17 protein-coding genes are annotated in these 21,152 nt (G+C 46.1%); 10 read left to right on the top strand and 7 right to left on the bottom strand.

Going from position 1 to position 21,152, the window contains the following annotated elements:
* The first annotated feature begins 250 nt into the window (after positions 1–250).
* On the top strand, positions 251–3,496 hold the full coding sequence (locus AAFP14_RS01860) for an Ig-like domain-containing protein (protein WP_341730627.1): 3,246 nt from the start codon (positions 251–253) through the stop codon (positions 3,494–3,496).
* A 218-nt stretch (positions 3,497–3,714) separates the two neighbouring features.
* On the opposite strand, the gene AAFP14_RS01855 is transcribed toward AAFP14_RS01860, so the two are convergent.
* Entirely contained in the window at positions 3,715–4,017 is a 303-nt protein-coding gene (locus AAFP14_RS01855) for a hypothetical protein (RefSeq protein ID WP_341730626.1), read from the bottom strand.
* Between the two features lie 22 nt (positions 4,018–4,039).
* Here AAFP14_RS01855 and AAFP14_RS01850 point away from each other — a divergent pair, with 22 nt between their 5' ends.
* On the top strand, positions 4,040–6,754 hold the full coding sequence (locus AAFP14_RS01850; protein ID WP_341730625.1) for a calcium-binding protein: 2,715 nt from the start codon (positions 4,040–4,042) through the stop codon (positions 6,752–6,754).
* 195 nt (positions 6,755–6,949) lie between these two features.
* Here the strand turns inward: AAFP14_RS01850 and AAFP14_RS01845 are convergent, their stop codons facing one another.
* The 4 genes from AAFP14_RS01845 to AAFP14_RS01830 all read right to left on the bottom strand — a co-directional run bounded on the left by AAFP14_RS01845 (position 6,950) and on the right by AAFP14_RS01830 (position 12,824).
* Positions 6,950–7,654, bottom strand: a complete 705-nt coding sequence (locus tag AAFP14_RS01845; RefSeq protein WP_341730624.1) for a rhomboid family intramembrane serine protease — start codon at positions 7,652–7,654, stop codon at positions 6,950–6,952.
* 214 nt (positions 7,655–7,868) lie between these two features.
* Positions 7,869–9,899 carry a glycoside hydrolase family 10-like protein gene (locus tag AAFP14_RS01840; protein ID WP_341730623.1) on the bottom strand — a complete coding sequence of 677 codons (2,031 nt, stop codon included), beginning with the start codon at positions 9,897–9,899 and terminating at the stop codon, positions 7,869–7,871.
* A gap of 164 nt (positions 9,900–10,063) precedes the next feature.
* On the bottom strand, positions 10,064–11,560 hold the full coding sequence (locus AAFP14_RS01835; protein WP_341730622.1) for an N-acetylmuramoyl-L-alanine amidase: 1,497 nt from the start codon (positions 11,558–11,560) through the stop codon (positions 10,064–10,066).
* Between the two features lie 166 nt (positions 11,561–11,726).
* On the bottom strand, positions 11,727–12,824 hold the full coding sequence (locus AAFP14_RS01830) for a DJ-1/PfpI/YhbO family deglycase/protease (RefSeq protein WP_341730621.1): 1,098 nt from the start codon (positions 12,822–12,824) through the stop codon (positions 11,727–11,729).
* Between the two features lie 390 nt (positions 12,825–13,214).
* Here AAFP14_RS01830 and AAFP14_RS01825 point away from each other — a divergent pair, with 390 nt between their 5' ends.
* The 3 genes from AAFP14_RS01825 to pip all read left to right on the top strand — a co-directional run bounded on the left by AAFP14_RS01825 (position 13,215) and on the right by pip (position 16,128).
* The gene (locus AAFP14_RS01825; protein WP_341730620.1) at positions 13,215–14,159 is read left to right on the top strand and encodes an NAD(P)-dependent alcohol dehydrogenase; all 945 of its coding nucleotides are present in this window, start codon (positions 13,215–13,217) and stop codon (positions 14,157–14,159) included.
* Positions 14,160–14,305: 146 nt separating this feature from the next.
* The gene (gene tatC / locus AAFP14_RS01820) at positions 14,306–15,136 is read left to right on the top strand and encodes a twin-arginine translocase subunit TatC (protein WP_341730619.1); all 831 of its coding nucleotides are present in this window, start codon (positions 14,306–14,308) and stop codon (positions 15,134–15,136) included.
* Between the two features lie 44 nt (positions 15,137–15,180).
* Positions 15,181–16,128 (top strand): prolyl aminopeptidase, encoded by a 948-nt coding sequence (gene pip, locus AAFP14_RS01815; protein ID WP_341730618.1) that lies wholly within the window; start codon positions 15,181–15,183, stop codon positions 16,126–16,128.
* 297 nt (positions 16,129–16,425) lie between these two features.
* Here the strand turns inward: pip and AAFP14_RS01810 are convergent, their stop codons facing one another.
* Complete coding sequence (locus tag AAFP14_RS01810; RefSeq protein ID WP_096828118.1) at positions 16,426–16,734, bottom strand: carbon dioxide-concentrating mechanism protein CcmK; 309 nt, start codon at positions 16,732–16,734, stop codon at positions 16,426–16,428.
* Positions 16,735–16,800: 66 nt separating this feature from the next.
* Here AAFP14_RS01810 and AAFP14_RS01805 point away from each other — a divergent pair, with 66 nt between their 5' ends.
* Entirely contained in the window at positions 16,801–16,947 is a 147-nt protein-coding gene (locus AAFP14_RS01805) for a hypothetical protein (RefSeq protein ID WP_341730617.1), read from the top strand.
* An 8-nt stretch (positions 16,948–16,955) separates the two neighbouring features.
* Here AAFP14_RS01805 and AAFP14_RS01800 read toward each other — a convergent pair whose 3' ends face one another.
* The gene (locus AAFP14_RS01800; RefSeq protein ID WP_341730616.1) at positions 16,956–17,273 is read right to left on the bottom strand and encodes a DUF3067 family protein; all 318 of its coding nucleotides are present in this window, start codon (positions 17,271–17,273) and stop codon (positions 16,956–16,958) included.
* Positions 17,274–17,486: 213 nt separating this feature from the next.
* On the opposite strand from AAFP14_RS01800, the gene petC reads away from it, so the two are divergent.
* The 4 genes from petC (at position 17,487) to psbQ (ending at position 20,843) form a co-directional block, all read left to right on the top strand.
* Complete coding sequence (gene petC / locus AAFP14_RS01795; RefSeq protein WP_341730615.1) at positions 17,487–18,029, top strand: cytochrome b6-f complex iron-sulfur subunit; 543 nt, start codon at positions 17,487–17,489, stop codon at positions 18,027–18,029.
* 193 nt (positions 18,030–18,222) lie between these two features.
* Positions 18,223–19,212 (top strand): cytochrome f, encoded by a 990-nt coding sequence (gene petA, locus AAFP14_RS01790; RefSeq protein ID WP_341730614.1) that lies wholly within the window; start codon positions 18,223–18,225, stop codon positions 19,210–19,212.
* A 185-nt stretch (positions 19,213–19,397) separates the two neighbouring features.
* Entirely contained in the window at positions 19,398–20,249 is an 852-nt protein-coding gene (locus AAFP14_RS01785; RefSeq protein WP_341730613.1) for an alpha/beta fold hydrolase, read from the top strand.
* A 150-nt stretch (positions 20,250–20,399) separates the two neighbouring features.
* Entirely contained in the window at positions 20,400–20,843 is a 444-nt protein-coding gene (gene psbQ, locus AAFP14_RS01780) for a photosystem II protein PsbQ (RefSeq protein WP_341730612.1), read from the top strand.
* The last annotated feature ends 309 nt before the right edge of the window (positions 20,844–21,152 follow it).

Raw genomic sequence — 21,152 nt, 5'->3', positions numbered from 1 at the left:
TTGTTATTTGTTAGTTTTTACTTCCCCTAACCAATAACAAGTACATCAATACCCAATCCCTGCCGTTTAATCCGCCCATTACCGATTACCGATTACCGATTACCGATTACCGATTACCCATTGCCCACTTAATTTAGTATGTTAGAACAGAATCAGATTATTAATCAATGTAAGGCCAAAATTTTGGCAACTAACTGATATCAATCAGTTTTAAAGTCAATCATAATCATTGTGTAAAGGAGCCAAAATTATGCCAGCAGCAGTACCATTTATTCCGGTGCCAACGCCAACTCCAACTCCAGACCCAACGCCAACCCCAACTCCAGACCCAACGCCAACCCCAACGCCAACGCCAACGCCAACGCCAACGCCAACGCCAACGCCAACTCCCGCCGACGATACATTTGGGGGGATAGACGACACCTTGGGCACAGGTGGCAACACCACACCCGCAATCATCGGCGGGATTATCCGCGGTACAGACCAAAATGACTCCTTGATAGGCAGTATCGGCCCCGACGTGATTTCCGGGCTGCAAGGCAACGATAACCTCCAAGGTGGGGAGGGCGACGACCTGGTATTTGGCAACGAAGATGATGATGTACTATTCGGGGGACCAGGTAACGACGCTCTCGACGGCGGTTCAGGACTAGATACGCTCTACGGAGGCAAAAACAGCGACTCCCTAGACGGCGGAAATAACCCCGACCTGCTTTATGGTAATGACGGCAACGACACGGTAGTGGGAGGGGAAGGCAGAGACACAACTTTCGGGGGCAAAGGCGGTGACAGCCTGCGCGGTGGCTTGGGTGATGATAGTATGTTTGGCGATCGAGGTGATGACGTTGTTTGGGGCGACCAAGGTAACGACTCCCTGTTCGGTGGCGATGGCGACGACCTGGTATTTGGCAACGAAGGAGGCGACTGGCTCTACGGCAACGTCGGCGCGGACACAATTTTTGCCAATGATGGGGACGACATCATTTTCGGCGGTGCTGGCGAGGACATCATGGATGGTGGTGCGGGCAACGACGTTCTGTGGGGAGAAACAGGCAAAGACTTAGTTTCAGGAGGCGAAGGTAAAGATGTCTTCGTCATGGCCCGTGTTAGCTCTCCCGGCATTGGTGGCAGCACAGACCCCGTATTTATCACCAGCGGCGGCCCTGACATTGGTGATGCCGATATTTTTACAGATTTTCGCATTGGCGAAGATCTAATTGGGTTAGGCGGAGACCTCAAGTTTGAAGATTTGATCATCTTCCAAAGCAGCGACACCAAAGCAGGCAGTACGATTATTCGCAACGGTGTCAGTGGCGACTTTTTAGCAGTATTGCCCGGAGTGGACAGTAGAACCCTCGGCCGCAGCAGTTTTGTGATTGGCCAGACAGTTCCCGGCAGCGCTACCCCTCTCCCCACACCAACTCCAGACCCGACTCCAACTCCGACTGCAACACCGACACCGACACCAACTCCGACTGCAACACCGACACCGACACCAACTCCGACTGCAACACCGACACCGACACCAACTCCGACTGCAACACCGACACCGACACCAACTCCGACTGCAACACCGACTCCGACACCAACTCCGACTCCGACACCAACTCCTATTCCCTTGCCCAATCAGGCTCCAAAGGCAGTCAACGACAACTTCACCACGGTGGCGGGACAAACACTGAGTCTCAACGTCCTGTTAAACGACACTGACCCAGACAATAACATTCTGACTGTTACCACTTTTACCGCCACCAGCAAGGGGAGTTTGACTCCTTTGGGCGGTGGCAGTTTCAAATACACCCCGAATGCTGACTTTTCTGGTGCAGACAGCTTTAGTTACTCCATCTCAGATGGCAGAGGAGGTACAAGTCAGGCAGTAGCGACAATCAACGTCAGTAGCCCGCCGAAACTAGCAATTAATGATGGTGTAGTTGTTGCTAAAAGTGCTCCGATTGGGACAATTACGGCGGCCGATTTGTTAGTTACAGACACCGACAACACGCCGTCGGAAATTGTTTACACGATTACTCAAGCCCCTAACGCTAACAAAGGCTTTATCCAAAGGGGTACCGCTTTGTTGAATGTCGGCAGTAAATTCACCCAAGATGATATCAATAACAACATCATCAAATACAACCTGTTACCGACTGGTGGCAACGACAGCTTTACGTTTACAGCCTCAGACGGTTCAGGGACGATCGGACCGGCATCCTTCAGTATTACCGTTGTAGATAGTATTGTCGATCGCAGCAACCTCCCAGCCAGCAGCTTTACAGGCAGCAACCTCAGCGACTTTATCATCGGGGGCGCGGGGGACGATACCCTCAGTGGCGGTGATGGCAACGACATCATCGACGGCAGAGCCGGCAACGACCTAGTATTAGGTCAAGCAGGGAACGACTCTCTGCTAGGTTTTACAGGCAACGACACCATCGACGGAGGCGAAGGCAACGATACCATCGACGGCGAAGACGGCATCGATTCCCTCCTAGGCGGGGTAGGTAATGACCTGATGTTTGGGGGTAATGACGACGACATCCTCAGTGGCGGTGACGGTAGCGATACCATTGACGGTGGCACAGGCAATGACTCCGTACTTGGTGAAGTTGGCGACGACTCGATACTTGGGGGCGTTGGTAACGACACCTTATTTGGCGGGGTTGGCGACGACTCCATCGAAGGCGGTGTTGGTGATGACAACCTCGACGGCGGTATCGGCAGAGACTTACTCGATGGCGGTATCAATAACGACTCCCTCTCCGGTGGCGACAGCGACGATACTATTTTGGGTGGAGAGGGCAACGATACTGAATTCGGAGGTGCCGGGAACGACTATCTCTTGGGCGAAGCTGGTAGCGACTCGTTGTTAGGAGATGCGGGAGACGACACCATCGATGGTGGCATTGGCAGCGATAGTCTGAGTGGCGGCTTCGGCAACGACTTGCTGTTGGGTGCTGATGACAATGACTCGCTTTCTGGGGGTGCGGGCAATGATATTATCGGCGGCGGTGCTGGTTCCGACTTGCTCACCGGCGATGTTGGCAATGATTTCTTCTACTACGAAACTCCTAGCGAAGGCGTGGACATTATTGCTGATTTTAACAACGGTAATGGCAACGATAACTTCTTGTTTAGGTCCGCAAACTTTGGTGGCTTTACTAACTCTGGCACTGCTAACGATTTCACCAGTTTTATCGTCAGAAATATTGGCAGTGGCGGAGACAATATCAGCAAGCAATCGGTCATTTTGTTTGAAAATAAATTCGACAATGCTCAAGCAGTGAATGCAGTATTGAAAAATCAGAATGGTTCGGGCAAAACAGGAGCTTTCTTTGTGTATCTGAATAATACTTTCAACAAGTATGTTCTCGGCTTCGATCCGAATGCTGCTGATGACAGTCTCCCAGCTTTTGATTTGGCTGTGTTGAATTCTATTCCTACAGTCCCAGGTTCTCTGAGCACGGTGATTACTGCGTCGCAGTTTAAGTTTCTCTAGCCTGAGATTTTAGATTGTTATGATTCTTAAGAGCAGGCATCCTGCCTGTTCCACCAAGAATGAATTTGATTGGGGGGTGGGCTCTTATAGCCCGCCCATAAAAGACTTGTTGAGAATCGATTGTTTGATTTTTGAGTAGTGTCGCAAGGAGGCGGAATTATGCCAAGTGCAGTACCAGCAGCTTTTCTGAGAGGGGACCCATTGTTCCTGTTAGAGAATCAACCAGCTACAACGACTTCATCTACCGGTACAACAACTTCATCTACCGGTACCACAACTTCATCTACCGGTACCACAACTTCATCTACTGGTACCACAACTTCATCTACCGGTACCACAACTTCATCTACCGGTACCACAACTTCATCGCCCGGTACAACGACTTCATCGCCCGGTACAACGACTTCATCGCCCGGTACAACGACGATTTCGATAACGCCTGTATCACGACCAACTCCGATCGCCCCTCCGACCCCCCCCACACCGATATTTGTCGATGGCATAGTGGTAGGAAGCAGCATCTCTGACTATTTCATCAGTAGCTTGTTCAATGACACCATTTCCAGCCGTGAAGGGGATGACACCATTCTCGGTCGCGATGGGGATGATTTACTGAGAGGGGAGGATGGTAATGATTATCTCAACGGTGGAGCCGGCAAGGATATAGTTGATGGCGGCCCTGGTAATGATACCGCACGGGGTGGTAAAGATGATGACTTGGTAATTGGCGATCGGGGTAACGATCAAGTTTTTGGGGACCAAGGCAACGATACTGTCTTGGGTAGTGAAGGTGATGACACACTCTATGGCGGTAAGGGGAATGACTCTCTGCGTGGAGGTGGCGAGGGCGACTTAATTTTGGGCGACAAGGGCAATGACAGTATTTTTGGTGATACCGGCAACGATTGCTTACAGGGCGGTGCTGGCAGTGATTTGCTGTTTGGTGAAGAGGGTGGAGACATCATCAGTGGTGGCCTAGGCAATGATACTGCTGATGGCGGCGATGGAGATGACCGACTCTTCGGGGGGGATGGCAATGATTCTGTGTCTGGTGGCGCAGGGGATGATGTTATCGGGGGCGATCGCGGTACTGATACTCTGACAGGAGGCGATGGTGCGGATATCTTTATTCTCGGTAGGGTGGGCACATCCGCTGGGGGTAGCGGTTTTTTGACTACTGGTGGACCTCAAATTGGCGATGCTGATTTAATTACAGATTTTAAGGCTGGAGATTCGATCGGTCTAGCTGGAGGTTTGAGCTTTACAGACTTAAATATTTTTCAGGGTCAAGGATCGAATTCTAGCAACACAATTATTCAAGACAAGCGCACTGGTGAATTTTTGGCGGTCTTAATTGATGTTAGGGCTAACGCGCTAGATGAATCTAAGTTCACGACAGCTCAAATACCCCGTGTAGATGACAATCCCTTCATCATTCAGGGGACAACGCCTTCTAATACTGGCACAACTACTTCTACTACTGGCACAAGAACTTCCACCACTGGGACAACGACTTCTACTACTGGGACAACGACTTCTACTACTGGCACAAGAACTTCCACCACTGGGACAACGACTTCTAATACTGGGACAACGACTTCCACCACTGGCACAAGAACTTCCACCACTGGGACAACAACTTCCACAACTGGAACAACAACTTCCACAACTGGAACAACAACTTCCACAACTGGAACAACAACTTCCACAACTGGAACAACAACTCCCACACCAGTAACCACAACTCCCACACCAGTAACCACAACTCCCACACCAGCAACCACAACTCCCACACCAGTAACCACAACTCCCACACCAGTAACCACAACTCCCACACCAGTAACCACAACTCCCACACCAGTAACCACAACTCCCACACCCACAACATCAGCAGGAACAACCGCGAGTCCGACACCAGGAACATTACCAACACTGGTTCCAAGTCCGAGTCCGAGTCCAAGTCCGAGTCCAAGTCCGACTCCGAATTCTTCCATTGTCCCAACTCCCACTTTGCCGAGTCCAACTCCGCCGGCTTTTCCATCACCAACTCCTAACCAGCCGCCCATCGTCGAAAGTGGCAAAACGATAACGGGTTTCCAGAATTTGCCTCTGTCTCTAAGCATTTCTGCCCCTAGTGACCCGGAGGGTCAGTCCCTGTCAGCCACTGTAACCCAACTGCCAAATCCTAAATTCGGTTTAGTCGTTACCGGCACAATCCCGATCGCCGTCAACCAAAAATTGACCGTTCAAGAATTAGTCGGACTGAATTTCACACCAGCAACAGATGTCATCGGACAAGCTGGATCTTTCAGCTACAGCGTCAGTGACGAACAGGGTGGCACAGCAGCAGCAGCAGTCGCAATTAACATCAATTCTTTCAATACTTCGGTAACTACTCCAACTAACCTAAGTCCGATCGCAGTTGATGACGGCATCATATTCACAAATACGAACAATTTGCTACCCACATTCATCGACGTGCTAGCCAACGATGTCAGCCCGCAAAATGCGAAACTCAACATCATCAACGTCGGCACACCCAAACTGGGGATAGCCGTAAATCTCGTCTCTCAGGTGCAATTCATCCCCGGTAATGTACCCGGTAGCACTACTTTTAGCTACAACATCAGCGACGGATTCGGCACAACTCCAGGCACCGGTGTTGTCACCGTTCAAATCTTGCCAGGAGATAGCGGGCCAAACAATCTAATTGGCGGCTCTTTGGCTGATAATTTTAACGGTTTGGCCGGCAGCGATACGATCGACGGTAGAGGTGGCAACGATACGATTAACGGCGGTGTAGATAACGACGTACTCATAGGTGGCCCAGGGGTCGATACTATGACCGGTGGGGGTGGTAGCAATCAATTCCGGTATACCAGTCCTGATTCAGGAGGGCCAGTGTTTGATGCTGCTTCTTCCGCGGCAATCAATGCTGCGATCGCCGCAGGTGGATATGATTTAATTACAGATTTTACTGGTCTAGGAGTGCCGATCGCCGATCAATTTAATTTTGCCCCCGGATTCGGGAATGTCAGCAGCACCAACCAAGTTTTACTCCCCGTGCAAACAACAGTTTCATCTAATATTTTAGGAGGAACAGCATTCTTATTTGCCTATGACACTGGCGGCAACACTTACATCATTTATGATGGCAATGGCAATAATATCACTGGCAGTGATTCTCGGATTTTGGCGAAATTAAACGGTGTAACCGGCGTTTCTTCTTTGTCAGGATTTGACTTTACTTTCATCTAGAAACAAAGTCATTAGTTAGTGGTTACTGGTTATTTGTGATTTGCAGGGTCAAGCAAATCACAAATAACCAATAATATAAAATCCTCTCTTCATCGTCCTGTATTAAACTCTCTCTTCTCTTGCTTCGCGTACTTCGCGCCTTCGCGGTTAAATCATTCCGATACAACCGGAATTGATATAACTACTAACTAATCACTAAATCTCATTATCTTCAGAAAACAGCCCCAACAAAGGGCCAAGAATAGCACCAAAAACAAACCCACCAGCATGGGCCCAGTAGGCAACTCCCCCAGATTCCATACCCACATTGGCTGGCGCATTCAAGGAAGCAAGGCCATTAAATGCCTGCTGTACAAACCAAAATCCTAGAAAAAAGAAAGCGGGTACTCTCACTGTAGTAATAAAGATTCCCAAGGGGAGTAATGTTAGAACTTTGGCCTGGGGATATCGGAGAATATAAGCTCCCATGACACCAGCGATAGCACCGCTAGCACCCAGAGAAGGAATGGCCGATGCTGAGGCAAAAAACCACTGAGTTAGGGATGCTAAAACGCCACAAGTAAGGTAAAATATTATAAACTTTATATGTCCTAAACGGTCTTCTACATTGTTGCCAAAAATCCAGAGAAATAACATATTTCCGGCGATGTGGAGAAAGCCTGCGTGTAGGAATTGGGAAGAAATTAGCGTTGTCCATTCGGGAAATGGCGAAGCGGGTAGAGAAACTCGACAGATATTAGTTAGCTGACAAGGTACTACGGCCCAGGAGTAGAAAAATTGGGTTAATTGGCGATCGCCCAAAGTTAATTCGTACAAAAATACTAACACATTGGCAGCAATCAGTCCATAGGTGACATAGGGAGTGATGCGTGTGGGATTTTCATCGCGCAAGGGAACCATAGGATTTTTTTGTCATTAAAATATTCACCCTAGGATAGCGCATCTATTCTCAGGATGTCTCCTGTCTAGAGGAAGATAATTGCTGAGGGTTCAGGGTTCAGGGTTCAGGGTTGTCTGTCGTCTGTTGTCTGTTGTCTGTTGTTACCAATTACCAATTACCAATTACCAATAACTATTGAATAATAACTATTGACTAATAACTATTGACTAATAACTATTGACTAATAACTACCACAACTCCTGCACTTTCTACAGCCATTCTACTTACGGCGCACAAAGCATAGGTTCCCGGTTGGATTGCTACTTCTGCTGTCTCTCCATGCAGAATTCTCATCAATTTCCAACTATTACCATTTTTCTGATAAATTGTCCAAGAGCCGATATTATTTTCGGCTGAATTGTTCCAACTCAAAACAGAACTATTTGCCACTTTTTTGACTTCAATTCCTGTCGGAGTAGGTGGCGGAGTTCCCTTTAGCCAAGGCATCGTAGGAACCAGTGCCAAGTTGGCATAGGTAGTCGCTTTTAAACTATCATAAATTTGCTGGCGATTGTCAGTAAATGATTTCATGCTGAAAAAAATATTGCCCAAGGCTAACTTTTCATCTAGGTTGCGCGTGATCTGAATTTGTTTGTTGATTTCGGCAACCGTCCACTTATTACCGTCAAGTAAGCCTAAGTTGTTTCCAGCGTAAATATGTTTTTGTTTGGGGTTGTTTGCTACCCACCAATTCAACAACATGGGATAACTTTGAGCAGTTTCGTCTATGCGCCAGTAAAGTTGCGGAGTTAGGTAATCTACCCAGCCTAATTCTAACCATTTTTTCGAGTCAGCATAAAGTTCTTCGTAAGTATCTAAACCGCGACTTCCCGGTGGTTGTCCAGGGCGATAAATGCCGAAGGGACTGATGCCAAATTTAACATGAGATTTGGTGGATTTAATGCCGGCTGCTACTTTTTTAATTAAGCTATTGACATTTTCCCTACGCCAGTCTCCCCGACTCAGTTTCCCTCCTTGCGAGCGATAATTATTATAAGTCTTGCTGTCAGGAAATTCTTTGCCCGCAATCGGATAAGGATAGAAGTAATCGTCAAAGTGAATACCATCTATATCATAGCGCTTCACTACGTCTAGAATCACCTTGTAAGTCCGGTCTTGAACTGTCGGAATTCCGGGGTCCATCCACATTTGATCGCCCCAAGCATACACGCATTCGGGATTAGTTACCGAGATGTGAGGGCTGACGGTGGCGGGGGTTTTGCTAGAAACTTTGGCGCGGTAGGGATTTAACCAAGCATGAACTTCTATGTTGCGTTTGTGGCTTTCAGTAATGGCAAATTCTAAAGGGTCATAATAGGGTTGGGGGGGCTTTCCTTGGGTTCCTGTCAGCCAAGCACTCCAAGGTTCTAATTCTGATGGGTAAAGGGCATCTCCCGCTGGTCGGATTTGAAGGATGACAGCATTAAAATTCATGTCGGCTAATCTGTCAAGGATTTTCAGCAGTTCGTTTTTTTGCTGTTCGGTTGAGAGTTTGGCGCTGGATGGCCAGTCAATATTCCAGACAGTTGTTACCCAGGCTGCGCGAAATTCTCGCTGATGACTGACTTGCACTGTTGGTAGTGGTGGTGGGGGAGTTTTGCCGATAGTTACGATGTATTGTGAGGGAATTTTGGGCGCTATTTTTAAATAAACTAATGCTTGATAAACCCAGGCGCAAACATCGGCTCGTGTGGCGTTTCCAGCGGGATTTAATAATTTTAAGTTGGGATAATTGACGACTATTTCTGATTGAGTTGCGAGGGCGATCGCACTTTTGGCGTAGTTAGGAATTTCTGTGCTATCTTGATAGATGTTGGATAGAACAACATTGGTCGGTGTGGCAGTATTTGCGTCGAAAATACCGCTGACTAAAGCCAAGAATGCCTCGACTCTAGTAATTTTATTTTCGGGTTTAAATAAATTGTTGGGATAGCCAGATATAAAGCCTCTTTTAAATGCTGTTTGAATGGCTGGTGCTGCCCAGTAGGTAGTGGGAACGTCGGCAAAGGGCAGGTATGTTTGTTTGTCTGGTGTGGGAAATGCTTTGCTGACTATGGTGGCAAATTGGGCGCGGGTTAAGTTAGTGTTAGGACTGAAAGTGCGATCGGGCAAACCCCTGACAATGGCTCGTTCCATTAAGCCTTCAATGAATTGTCTCGCCCAATGATTTTGAATGTCCGAGAAGCTGATATTGTTGGAAACCATAATTATATTGAGGAATTTAAAATTAACATCTGAATTTTTTTTTTAAGTTGAGGCGAAGCCTCTGGATCTGCGTTACCAGGAAGAGCCTGGTAACGAGAAAGAAAACTCACTCATATCAAGAACAGGCGGGAGGGTCTGTTCTTGATATGAGTGCAAGATCTCAGTTATAACAAACCAGCATTTTCATACAACAACCGGATTGTATTCAGGATTTTTTGGGCGTATTGGGGTTCGGCATTCCATCGTCCTACCAATTCATTCACCGTGGGGGCGACACCCCGCTTGACAAACTTAAAACGCACGTTTTCTTTAACTAAAGGTTGATTGATTGGTTCTGTGCTACCGTAAGCTTTGAGATGCTGAATGTGAGCTCTGACTCCTGTCCGGGCATCGGGAAAGGAGAGGCCAGAACTGGTAGCGTTGATGACTCCCATGTCAGCAAAGTTAAATTGTTCCGGTTTCACAGAACCGCCAAAACTGAGAAAATTTGTTTCTAGACACATTTGGCAAAATGCTAGGTCATGGTTGACGCTTTCTGCTGCTGCTTCTTGGATGTAGATTTGAGGTAAATTGGGAAATTCTGCCAGGGCTTTGCTGTTGTTTTTGGTCAGGAATACTGTCAATTGTTGGGCAGTAGTTTGACCGCGATTCATGATTTTTCCCACTCCTGAAAGGATATCACGGCGCGATCGCAAGGATACGGAGGTTGTGGACTGATCCCAGGCTACGGCAATATCGCGATCGCGCAAATCGATCGCTCGCACAAATACAATTCCATTGTAAGTAATCCGCCTGTCAAGCGCAGCGGGTTCGATATCAAAAATATCCAGAACTTCTGACGGAACAAAAGCATTTCCATTCACCAAAATACCTTTCTCTTCGTGGGGTGCACCGTTAATGTTGATATTAATTGGTGGATAACTTATGGGTGTGGGTGTGGGTGGAGGTGTGGGTGTGGGTGTGGGTGGAGGTGTGGGTGTGGGTGTGGGTGGAGGTGTGGGTGTGGTTATGGTTGCGGGTGTGGGTGCTGGTGTGGGTGTGGGTGTGGGTTTTGGTGTGGGTGTCGGCGCAGGTGTGGGTGTTGGTAAGGGTTTCAAACCCGTATTTTTTAACCAAGCTTCGAGTCCATCAGCCAATCCCAGAGCAATATCCGGGCGGCGAGTTTGAATAGTTCGCAAGTCATCGATATTAGTCAAAAAACCGAGCTCCATCAGCAGAGAAGGGATAGCCACTCGCCGACAAAATCCCAGACTACCAACACCAGCCTCAGTATCTGCTCTTGAACCACGACTGACCATACCTGGGAGACGTCGCAAATAGCCATTTAAGATTAAATCAGCATCAGCTTTTCGCTTAGGATTACTGCCAATATAAAACACACTAGCACCGCGAACTTTCGGATTAGAAAAAGCATCGATGTGCATTTCTAGAGCCACATCTCCGGCGCGACAGCGGTCGTTGATCCAAGCGATAGTTTGTACTAAACTCAGAGTATCTGGGACGGAGAAAGTTTCTATGCCTCGTCGCCGTAATTCAGGTACTAATAAATCCCGAATTAGCATAAGTTCCTGGGCTTCGGTGGTGCCAAAAGCTATGGCGCCGGGATCGCGCTGATTTCCTTCAAAGCCGCCGTGTCCAGCCGAAACGAATATAGAGCCCATTGAATAAAACCCTCCACCGTGTGGTTATTTGAGTACCTGCTTTTCAGTCTTAGGTTTTATTTTACCTGAAATCAGTAAATTTAATTTTTCACAGCACAAGTTTGCAGTTGCAGGGAATCAGAAATGAGTCAACGTGCAACTGCAAACTTATTTAACCGCCTGCTGATTACATTTTTACAGCGGGGCTAGTAGAAGGTTTGGGAGCTTTAATTTCCTGGGAAAGAGCGTGGGCGCGGTAGACTTTAGCAACGGCTTGCTCGCATTTAGACAAATCTGATTGTATCTCTGTAAAAATGGCAGTTGATACCGGATCTGTGAACTTAGCGCGTAGGTGGTTGATATCGACAACGCCGGTTTGTAAATCCCCCAGAGTGCTGCGTAACAAGAACAGTTCATCTGTTCCTTGCACAGAGGCTTTTAACTTAGCGTATTTATCAGCAATTTGGGCGGGAATCGAAGGTTTTTCGCCGAAATCGTGAAGACGACTTTCTAGGGCGATGATGTGGTGTTGTTTATTTTGAATCATTTCTGTCAGGAGCGATCGCAATTCGCTATCTTGCGTTTTTTCCGCATAATTTGCAAAAGCTTCACAAGCATAGCGTTCCCCAGCCAAGGCAGTATTAAGGCCTTTAACAATGTCACCTTGGGTAGAACCACCCCAGGCATTAGCTAATTTCCACCATTCTGCATTAGTGTCATTTTCTTCTGGCAAACCGACTTCTTTACCACCGTAACCAAGTCTAGATAAAATTGCAGTAGTAAATATTGCTAAATCTCCTGGTTGCCGGGAAGTAATTAAATTGCCGTCAATGACTAAAGCTTCATTAATGTAGTTAGCACCGGCATTAATCATGTCAGTTTTAATTGCCAAAAAACCTGTGGCGTTTTTGCCTTTTAGCAAATCAGCTTCAATCAAAAGTTGTGGTCCGTGACAAACAGCCGCCACGAGTTTTCCTGATTCAAAAGCTTCTTTGACAAATGCCACGGTATTAGGATTTGTCCGCATAGTATCGGGAGCCATACCGCCAGGAATTACCACTGCATCAAATTCTGTCGCTACTGCTTCAGTGGTAGTTCCGTCTGCTTGCATGGATAATTTGCCCAGTTTTCCTGCATACTTTTCATTAGTGCGAGAACCGAGGACAACCACATCAAAATTTGCTTGTTTTAAAGCATTATAAGGAACTAAAAACTCGGAATCTTCAACTCCATTTTCAATGAGTATGGCAACTCGTTTTGTTTGGACTCCGTTATTTGTTGTCATAATCAAATTACCTCAGACTATCTGGTTATTTTAAAGATAAATCATTGAGAATTTGCTCAACCTCTGGCTAAAGTGATAAATTAGGGCAAATATCCAAGGTTTAACAGTGAGTCTTTAGAGGTACTTTATAGTAATAATCTCAAAACACATAATCTCTATCTTTTCTCTACCTCTGCGCTCTCTGCGCCCTCTGCGGTAAAAAAAAAGAAATCTTCTTCACAAACGAAAGAGAAGACGTATATATAGCAATGAGTCGTAAATATTTTTACCCCACCCCAACCCGGACCTTACCAAGGGGAGGGAGTAAGAAATTCACAAATGATTTAGCGTTGCTATATAATAATTCTACAGGATAGAGCGTTATATTTGAAATAAACCTAAAAATTCGCCATGCAAGCACTTGTGTTCGATCGCTACGGCGACATTGAGGTATTGCAATACCGAGAAGTGGAACAGCCAACAATCAAACCAGATCAACTGCTAGTGCAAGTTCGCGCTAGCAGCGTCAACCCCGTAGACTGGAAAATCCGGCAAGGACACCTGCAACTATTGTCAGGATTTAACTTTCCTCGCATAGTCGGTTCAGACATATCGGGAGTTGTAGTGGAAGTTGGTCAAGATGTCACCAGATTTCAACCGGGAGACGAGATTTATACTTTCTTAAATCCCCTGAGTGGTGGCGCTTGTGCCCAATACTGCGCTGTACCAGAATCTACTGCGGCAATTAAACCTCGAAACGTTACTCATGCGGAAGCAGCAGTAGTACCAATTGCAGGTTTAACTGCTTTGCAAGCACTCCGGGATTTGGGTGAAATTCAAGCTGGAAAAAAGGTATTGATTAATGGTGCTTCCGGCGGAGTTGGGATGTTTGCCGTCCAAATTGCGAAGGCGATGAAGGCAGAAGTTACAGGAGTTTGCAGTGCCAAGAATCTAAATTTTGTGCAGAGTTTGGGAGCAGAGATTGTTCTGGATTATGGTGAAGTTGACTTTACTCAACAAATACAAAAGTATGATATAATCTTGGATGCTGTCGGCAAGAAAAACTTTGAGGACTGCGAAAGTGTATTGCAAACGGAGGGAATTTATATTTCGACTTTGCCGAGTTTCGAGAACCTAGGGCCGATGTTTTTAAGCTTGTTTATGTCTGGCAAAAAAGCTAAATTAATTGTAGCTAACGCTAATCCCAGCGATTTAGGGAGTTTGCGGGAATTAATCGAGTCTGGTCAAGTTGAGCCGATTGTCGATCGCACTTACAGCCTCGAAGAAGTAGCAGCAGCCCACGCTTACAGCGAAACGGGGCGCGCCGTTGGCAAAATTGCGATCGTCATTGAATAAAGAAGAAGTCAGTAGTCCTTAGTCAGTAGTCATTAGTTGTTAGTTGTTTGTTGTTGGTTATAATAATCAAGACCAATACTTTTAGGGTCGATTCTCGATTCCCGATTCCCGATTCCCGATTCCCCATTACCAATTCGCCATTCCCTATGACAGCCCCCTCAGACTTGGAGACATCCGAAGTAGGTTCCGACAACAACATCGAACCCAGCATTGCACCAATCGGCGACGGTGCAATCCGTACTCGCAACTTGGAAAACGAATTTCTCGACGAACTCCCCGACGAAGTTGAGATGTCTTTGTTCGAGCATTTAGAAGAATTAAGATGGCGAATTTTCTATTCACTAATTGCAGTAGTAATCTGTATAGTAGGCTGCTTTTTATATGTGAGACCCATCGTTAAACTGCTAGAAGTACCAGCAGGAGCAGTCAAATTTTTGCAACTAGCTCCCGGAGAGTATTTCTTTGTCTCGATTAAAGTGGCTGGTTACAGCGGTTTGTTAATCGCCAGCCCGTTTATTTTTTACCAAATAGCATTATTTGTACTCCCAGGCTTAACTCGCAAAGAACGGGGGTTACTCGGCCCTGTTTTCTTCGGTTCTAGTTTCTTATTTTTGGGCGGGTTAGTATTTTCTTACATCGCTTTGATTCCGGCGGCGCTCAATTTCTTTGTCACCTACGGCGCTGATGTGGTAGAGCAATTATGGTCGATCGACAAATACTTTGAATTTGTTTTATTATTAATGTTCAGCACCGGCTTAGCGTTTCAAATTCCGATCGTCCAAGTTTTGCTAGGTATTTTAGGGATAGTTTCTTCCAACCAAATGCTCTCCGGTTGGCGGTATGTAATCTTGGGAGCGGCAGTTTTGGGAGCTGTGTTAACGCCTTCAACTGACCCTTTGACTCAAAGTCTTTTAGGAGGTGCAGTGTTAGCTCTTTACTTTGGAGGGATAGGTTTGGTGAAGCTTTTAGGACGCTGATTTCTTGTAAAATAAACACGGTCGCGTTATAAATCCTGGAAAAAATGCGAGAACTTTACCCGCCAAGACTACCTTATCACGAAGGAGAACTCAAAGTTTCTGACCTCCATACCATTCATTTTGAAGAGTCAGGCAACCCAGAGGGAAAACCTATTGTATTGCTACACGGGGGGCCAGGAGGTGGATGTCCGTCTTTTTACCGACAATATTTTGACCCGGCAAAATGGCGTTTAGTGATGTTTGACCAACGCGGTTGCGGTCAAAGTAAACCTCATGCAGAATTGGAAGAAAATACAACTTGGGATTTAGTCAACGATATTGAGAAACTTCGAGAATATTTAAATATTCAGCAATGGGTTGTTTTTGGTGGGAGTTGGGGAAGCACTCTATCTTTAGCTTACAGTCAAACCCATCCAGACCGTTGTCAGGGTTTAATCTTGCGCGGTATTTTTATGTTGAGAAAAAAAGAAATTCGCTGGTTTTATCAAGAAGGAGCAAGTTATATTTTCCCGGATGCTTGGGAGGAATATGTTAAACCTATCCCCATAAATGAAAGGGACGATTTGCTAACAGCTTATTATCAACGCTTGACGAGTCCCGATGCTGAAATTAGATTAGAAGCGGCTCGTGCTTGGTCAATTTGGGAAGGGAGTACGAGTAAGTTATTTCCAGATTTAAATTTAAAGCAAAGCTTTGGAATTGATGCTTTCGCAGAGGCGTTTGCCAGAATTGAGTGCCATTATTTTATCAATAACGGTTTTATAGAACCGGAAGATAAATTGCTTTTAAATATCGATCGCATCCGCAAGATTCCGGCGGTTATCGTTCAGGGAAGATATGATGTGGTTTGTCCGATGATATCGGCGTGGGAACTGCATCGTGCTTGGCCTGAAGCTGAGTTTATTATAGTTCCTGATTCTGGACATTCGATGAGCGAACCGGGAATTCGCACCTGTTTAATGGAGGCCACGGATAAGTTTGCAGACTGGTAGTCATGCAAATTGCTAAGGGTTAATTGCTAATTTTTAATTAGTCGTATAGTAGTCCTTGCAGGAGTCGTAAAGTTTTTTACCCCACCCCAACCCGGACCTTATGAAGGGGAGGGAGTAAGAAATTCAAAAATGATTTAGGATTGCTATATCAATATTTTCCGGGGGATGGTAATTTTTGGCTGGGTATGGGGCGATCGCTCAATTTTAAGGTTGATAAAAATTATAGAGACGCGATCGCCCGCGTCTCTATAGTAGTAAATGTTAAAATTCCACACCAAAGTTTTGCCAAAACCTTAACTACATTCGGAACTGTTCAACTTCTGGGGTGTAACCGATCGGCAAAATGTAATCCAGATTTTCATGGGGACGAGCAATAATATGATACGATAGCAACTTTCCACCATCGACCTTTTTAACTGATTCAATCCCCGCAGCAACGGCTGCTTGTACTTCCGATATATCTCCTCGAACTATAACTGTCCAGTAAGCACGGGTGATTTTCTCATAGCGAACTAAAGTAACGCGGGCTGCTTTCACCATTGAGTCCGCAACTTCTACGGCAGAAGGAAGTCCTAAGACTTCAACCATTCCAACTGCAACACCCATTACAACATTCTCCTAAATTTCACGGGATATCTGAAACTCATTGTATGTGAAATTGATGCTGATTTTATGTCTGAGATTTTGGTAATGGGTGCTGTCGGGACTGCTAGATCGGGAGCGATCGCCCCGTTGGAACCAAAGGTATCCGATCGCCCGTACAATTTTGTAACTGGTGTCGGCTGTCTCCATCGGTACTTACTAATGACTACTGACTAATAACTAATTCAAAACTCGTCCAGCAGCCACTCCGAGGCTCTTTCCCCCAAATCTAGAGGGACGCTGACAGCTTTGCCCAAACGGGGGCGATCGCGAGTAGTTTCAATATACTCTCTCACCTGGGCGCTGCTGCCCCAGCCGTTGAGGTAATTGGCCACTGCGTCTAAATGCTCAAAATAATCAGCCTCCGTCATCGGGAAAGAAACCTGTTCCAGATACCTCCACATAACTTGAACAAAAATCTTGCCCCGCGTCCGCCGCAATCTGATATCGTAAGACTTTCCCCACTTTTGTATTATTAGCTGGTGTAAATCCTTGCCCGTCATGGTTTCTCCTGAGTGAATTTCTTAAACAATAAAAGACAAAGTTCAAAAAATGTAATAATACTCTAATAAAGGCTGGAAGCTGCATTCTTAAAAGGAATTTTCACAGCCGAGATGAAAGTGAAAGCAGACCGCAATGATTGCCGTTGTCTGCACGTAACAGATTCACAGCTACAGCTCGCAAACAAACGTAACTTAAAAACGCAAAGGCAGGTCATGGCTCAAACTTCTGCTGGAAATCCCGATGTCCCCGATATGGGGCGTCGCCAATTTATGAATTTGCTGACGTTCGGTACTGTCACAGGTGTGGCACTGGGCGCACTCTATCCTGTTGTCAACTATTTTATTCCTCCTTCGAGTGGGGCCGCCGGTGGCGGGGTAACAGCTAAAGATGCCCTGGGTAACGACATCGTAGTCAGTGAATATTTGGTTTCCCATCCCGCGGGCGATCGTAGCCTAGCTCAAGGTCTCAAAGGCGACCCCACTTATATTGTGGTGGAAAAAGACTCATCTTTTGCCGAATACGGCATCAATGCAGTCTGCACTCACTTGGGCTGCGTCGTACCTTGGAATGCTAGCGAAAACAAGTTTATCTGTCCTTGCCACGGTTCTCAATACAACAGTGAGGGCAAAGTGGTACGCGGTCCAGCACCTTTGTCTCTGGCCCTGGCCCACGCCACTGTCGCAGATGACAAGCTGGCTTTTACTCCTTGGACAGAAACTGACTTCCGCACCGGGGAAGCCCCTTGGTGGTCATAGTTATTAGTCATTAGTCAGCAGTCAGCAGTCATTAGTTAGTAGGTAAAAATGTCGGAGTTGGGAAATATTTCGATGCGCATAACTAACAACTAATGACCAATGACCAAGGACTAAGGACCAAGAACTAATAACCAATGACAAATGACTAATGACCAATGACTAAATTGTTAGACCTTTGAGATTGAATACTCTGATGCCACAAATTAATTTATCTGCGATTGTTCGTCGCAGTGTTCGGACGATCGCGAAAACTGCCATAGTTGCGATCGCCGCCGCTGCATTTTTCCTCAGCAGCGACATCGCACTTCCCCAAGCAGCACTAGCCTATCCTTTCTGGGCTCAGCAAACAGCACCCGCTACTCCCCGCGAAGCAACGGGCAAAATTGTTTGCGCTAACTGTCACCTCGGCGCCAAACCCACCGAAGTAGAAGTACCCCAATCTGTTTTGCCGGACACAGTTTTTGAAGCTATTGTCAAAGTTCCCTACGATACCAACGTTCAACAAGTAGTTGGCGATGGTAGCAAAGGCGGCTTGAATGTGGGCGCTGTTGTCATGTTGCCCGAAGGTTTCAAAATTGCTCCCGAAGACAGAATTCCTGAAGAAATGAAGGAAAAAGTCGGCGATCTTTACTTCCAACCTTACAGCGAAACCCAAGAAAATATTGTTTTAGTGGGCCCACTGCCAGGAGATCAGTACAAAGAATTGGTATTCCCAGTTTTGTCGCCAAATCCAGCAACTGACAAGTCCGTTCACTTTGGTAAATACCTAATTTATGTCGGTGGCAACCGCGGTCGCGGTCAGGTTTATCCTACTGGTGCAAAAAGCAATAATACTGTTTATAATGCTTCGGTAGCTGGTACAATTTCTAAAATTTCCACACCAGAAGATGGCGGTTATGAAGTAACAATTCTACCGACAGAAGGTGAAGCAGTTGTTGAGACAATTCCTCCGGGCCCTGAACTGCTTGTTTCTGAAGGACAAACTGTGACAGCAGGTGAAGCTTTGACAAACAATCCTAATGTAGGTGGGTTTGGTCAAAAAGATGTTGAGATTGTGCTGCAAAGTGCCGATCGCGTTAAAGGGTTGATGGCTTTCTTGGCCTTGACCATGTTGGCTCAAATCATGCTGGTTCTCAAGAAGAAACAAGTCGAAAAAGTTCAAGCTGCTGAAATGAATTTCTAATAGTGGCTTTAACTCGATCGCCAGTAAAGTGTCCTAGACATTCTACTACTAGGTAATTAGGGCGGGTATTCCCCGCCCTCTTGTTTGATAGATAGCAACTGCCAAGATGCTTTAGCCGTTTCTGATTCCCAATTCCCAATTCCCCATTCCCAATTCCCAATTCCCCATTCCCCATTCTTAAAATAATGTCAATTGACGAAAAGACAATCCAGTCCGGGTCCCTGGAATGGTTTTATCGAGAAACAAATCCGGTTAACAAAACTGATAAACCTCCTGTGCTGTTACTGCACGGTTTGCCATCTCAGAGTTTTACTTGGACTGCAATCATGCCCGATTTAGCGACAAACGGGTTTCGGGCGATCGCACCAGATTGGATCGGTTATGGGCGATCGACCAAACCGGACAAACGCGACTTTCCCTACACTCCCGATGCTTTTGTTCAAGCATTTGCTGATTTTATTCAAGCTTTAGAAATAGACAAATTTTACCTAATAGTTCAAGGATTTTTAGCTTCCGCAGGCATTCAATATGCCCTGCGCAACCCCGATAAAATAGAACGTTTAGTAGTCATTAATACACCCGTTACAGCCGATATAAAATTACCTTGGAAAATGCAGCAATTAGGACTGCCTTTTATTGGCGATATGATGACCCAAGACCCACTTTTGGTGGACAGAACCTTAGAAGGTGGCTGTCGCCAAATCATATCAGACAAAGATTTAGATGTTTATCGCCGCCCATTTTTGAAGAGTTCCGATGCGGGGCGATCGCTCATGAACACAGTCCGCAATATTCAATTGCCACAGTCAATAGCAGAAATTGAATCGGGATTTTCAGCATGGACTAAACCCACCTTATTTGTATGGGGATTAACCGACCCTTGGCTGAGTGTGCAACCAGTGGAAAAGTTGGTTAGTTCCTTGCCAAATGCAGAATTGGTCAAAGTAGAACAAGCAGGGCATTATCCTCAAGAACATTGGTCAGAAAAAGTTGGTGATGCTCTAATTGGTTTTCTGCGCCGAAAAGAGGTAAACTAACATTTTGTACCTCACTTTCGGTGCTGGGTGAGCGAGGCAGAGTCTCTGAATCTGCGTTCCCAGGCAGAGCCGGGGAACGAGCTTTCCGTAGAACCTGTATTCGATCGCAACGAACCATCTAAAATCTAAAATCTAAAATCTAAAATCGACATGATTCGTCTCCGTTCAATTCTTGCCTTAATGATGTCATTTCTGATGGCATTTCTAGTAAGTTGCAGCAGTGTGGAAGCAAAAGTTCCCACCACTTACACAGCAGCGCAGGTTCAGCAAATTCAGCGTTATGTTCCTACTCTGACAGAATTGCGATCGCGCATGGATAACCTGGGAACTCTAATTCAAAAACGCAACTGGGTTGATACCAGAACTTACATTCATGGTCCTCTGGGCGACTTGCGGGGCGCAATGAAAACCGTATCTGTAAGTTTGTTACCTAAAGATCAACAACAAGCCGTTGATTTAACCAAGAGTTTGTTTGCAGATTTGGTGAATATTGATATTGCTGCTAAGGATCTTGACTATGCAAAAGTTACCAGCAGCTATCAAAAAGCAGTCAAGGATTTTGATGCTTTCTTGCAGCTAATTCCTAAAGCTTAATTAGCAGATCGCAGTGCCGTATCCCTACAATATTATTTTGGGTAGGGACACGGCATTGCCCATTGGTGTCAACTTAAGCTGTCAGCCCGCCAAGTCTGCCACGTCGCCCGCCAGTCCGCCAGGGAATGAATTCCCTGTCTAATAGCTAAAGTCCTCTGAAGAGGACTAATGAGTGGAAAATTCTTCTCTTCAGTCCTCTTAAGAGGACTTTAGCTTTGAGGCAGGGGTTTCAACCCCTGCCGGACTATAGGTTATACCTTAAGTTGACACTAATGGGCATTGCCGTGTCCTCTATCATTCCTAAAATCT

This window comes from Microcoleus sp. EPA2 (assembly GCA_020882975.1).
Classification (GTDB): domain Bacteria; phylum Cyanobacteriota; class Cyanobacteriia; order Cyanobacteriales; family Microcoleaceae; genus Microcoleus.
The sequence above is the reverse complement of the archived record's forward strand: the minus strand, read 5'-3'. Positions and strand labels throughout refer to the sequence as shown.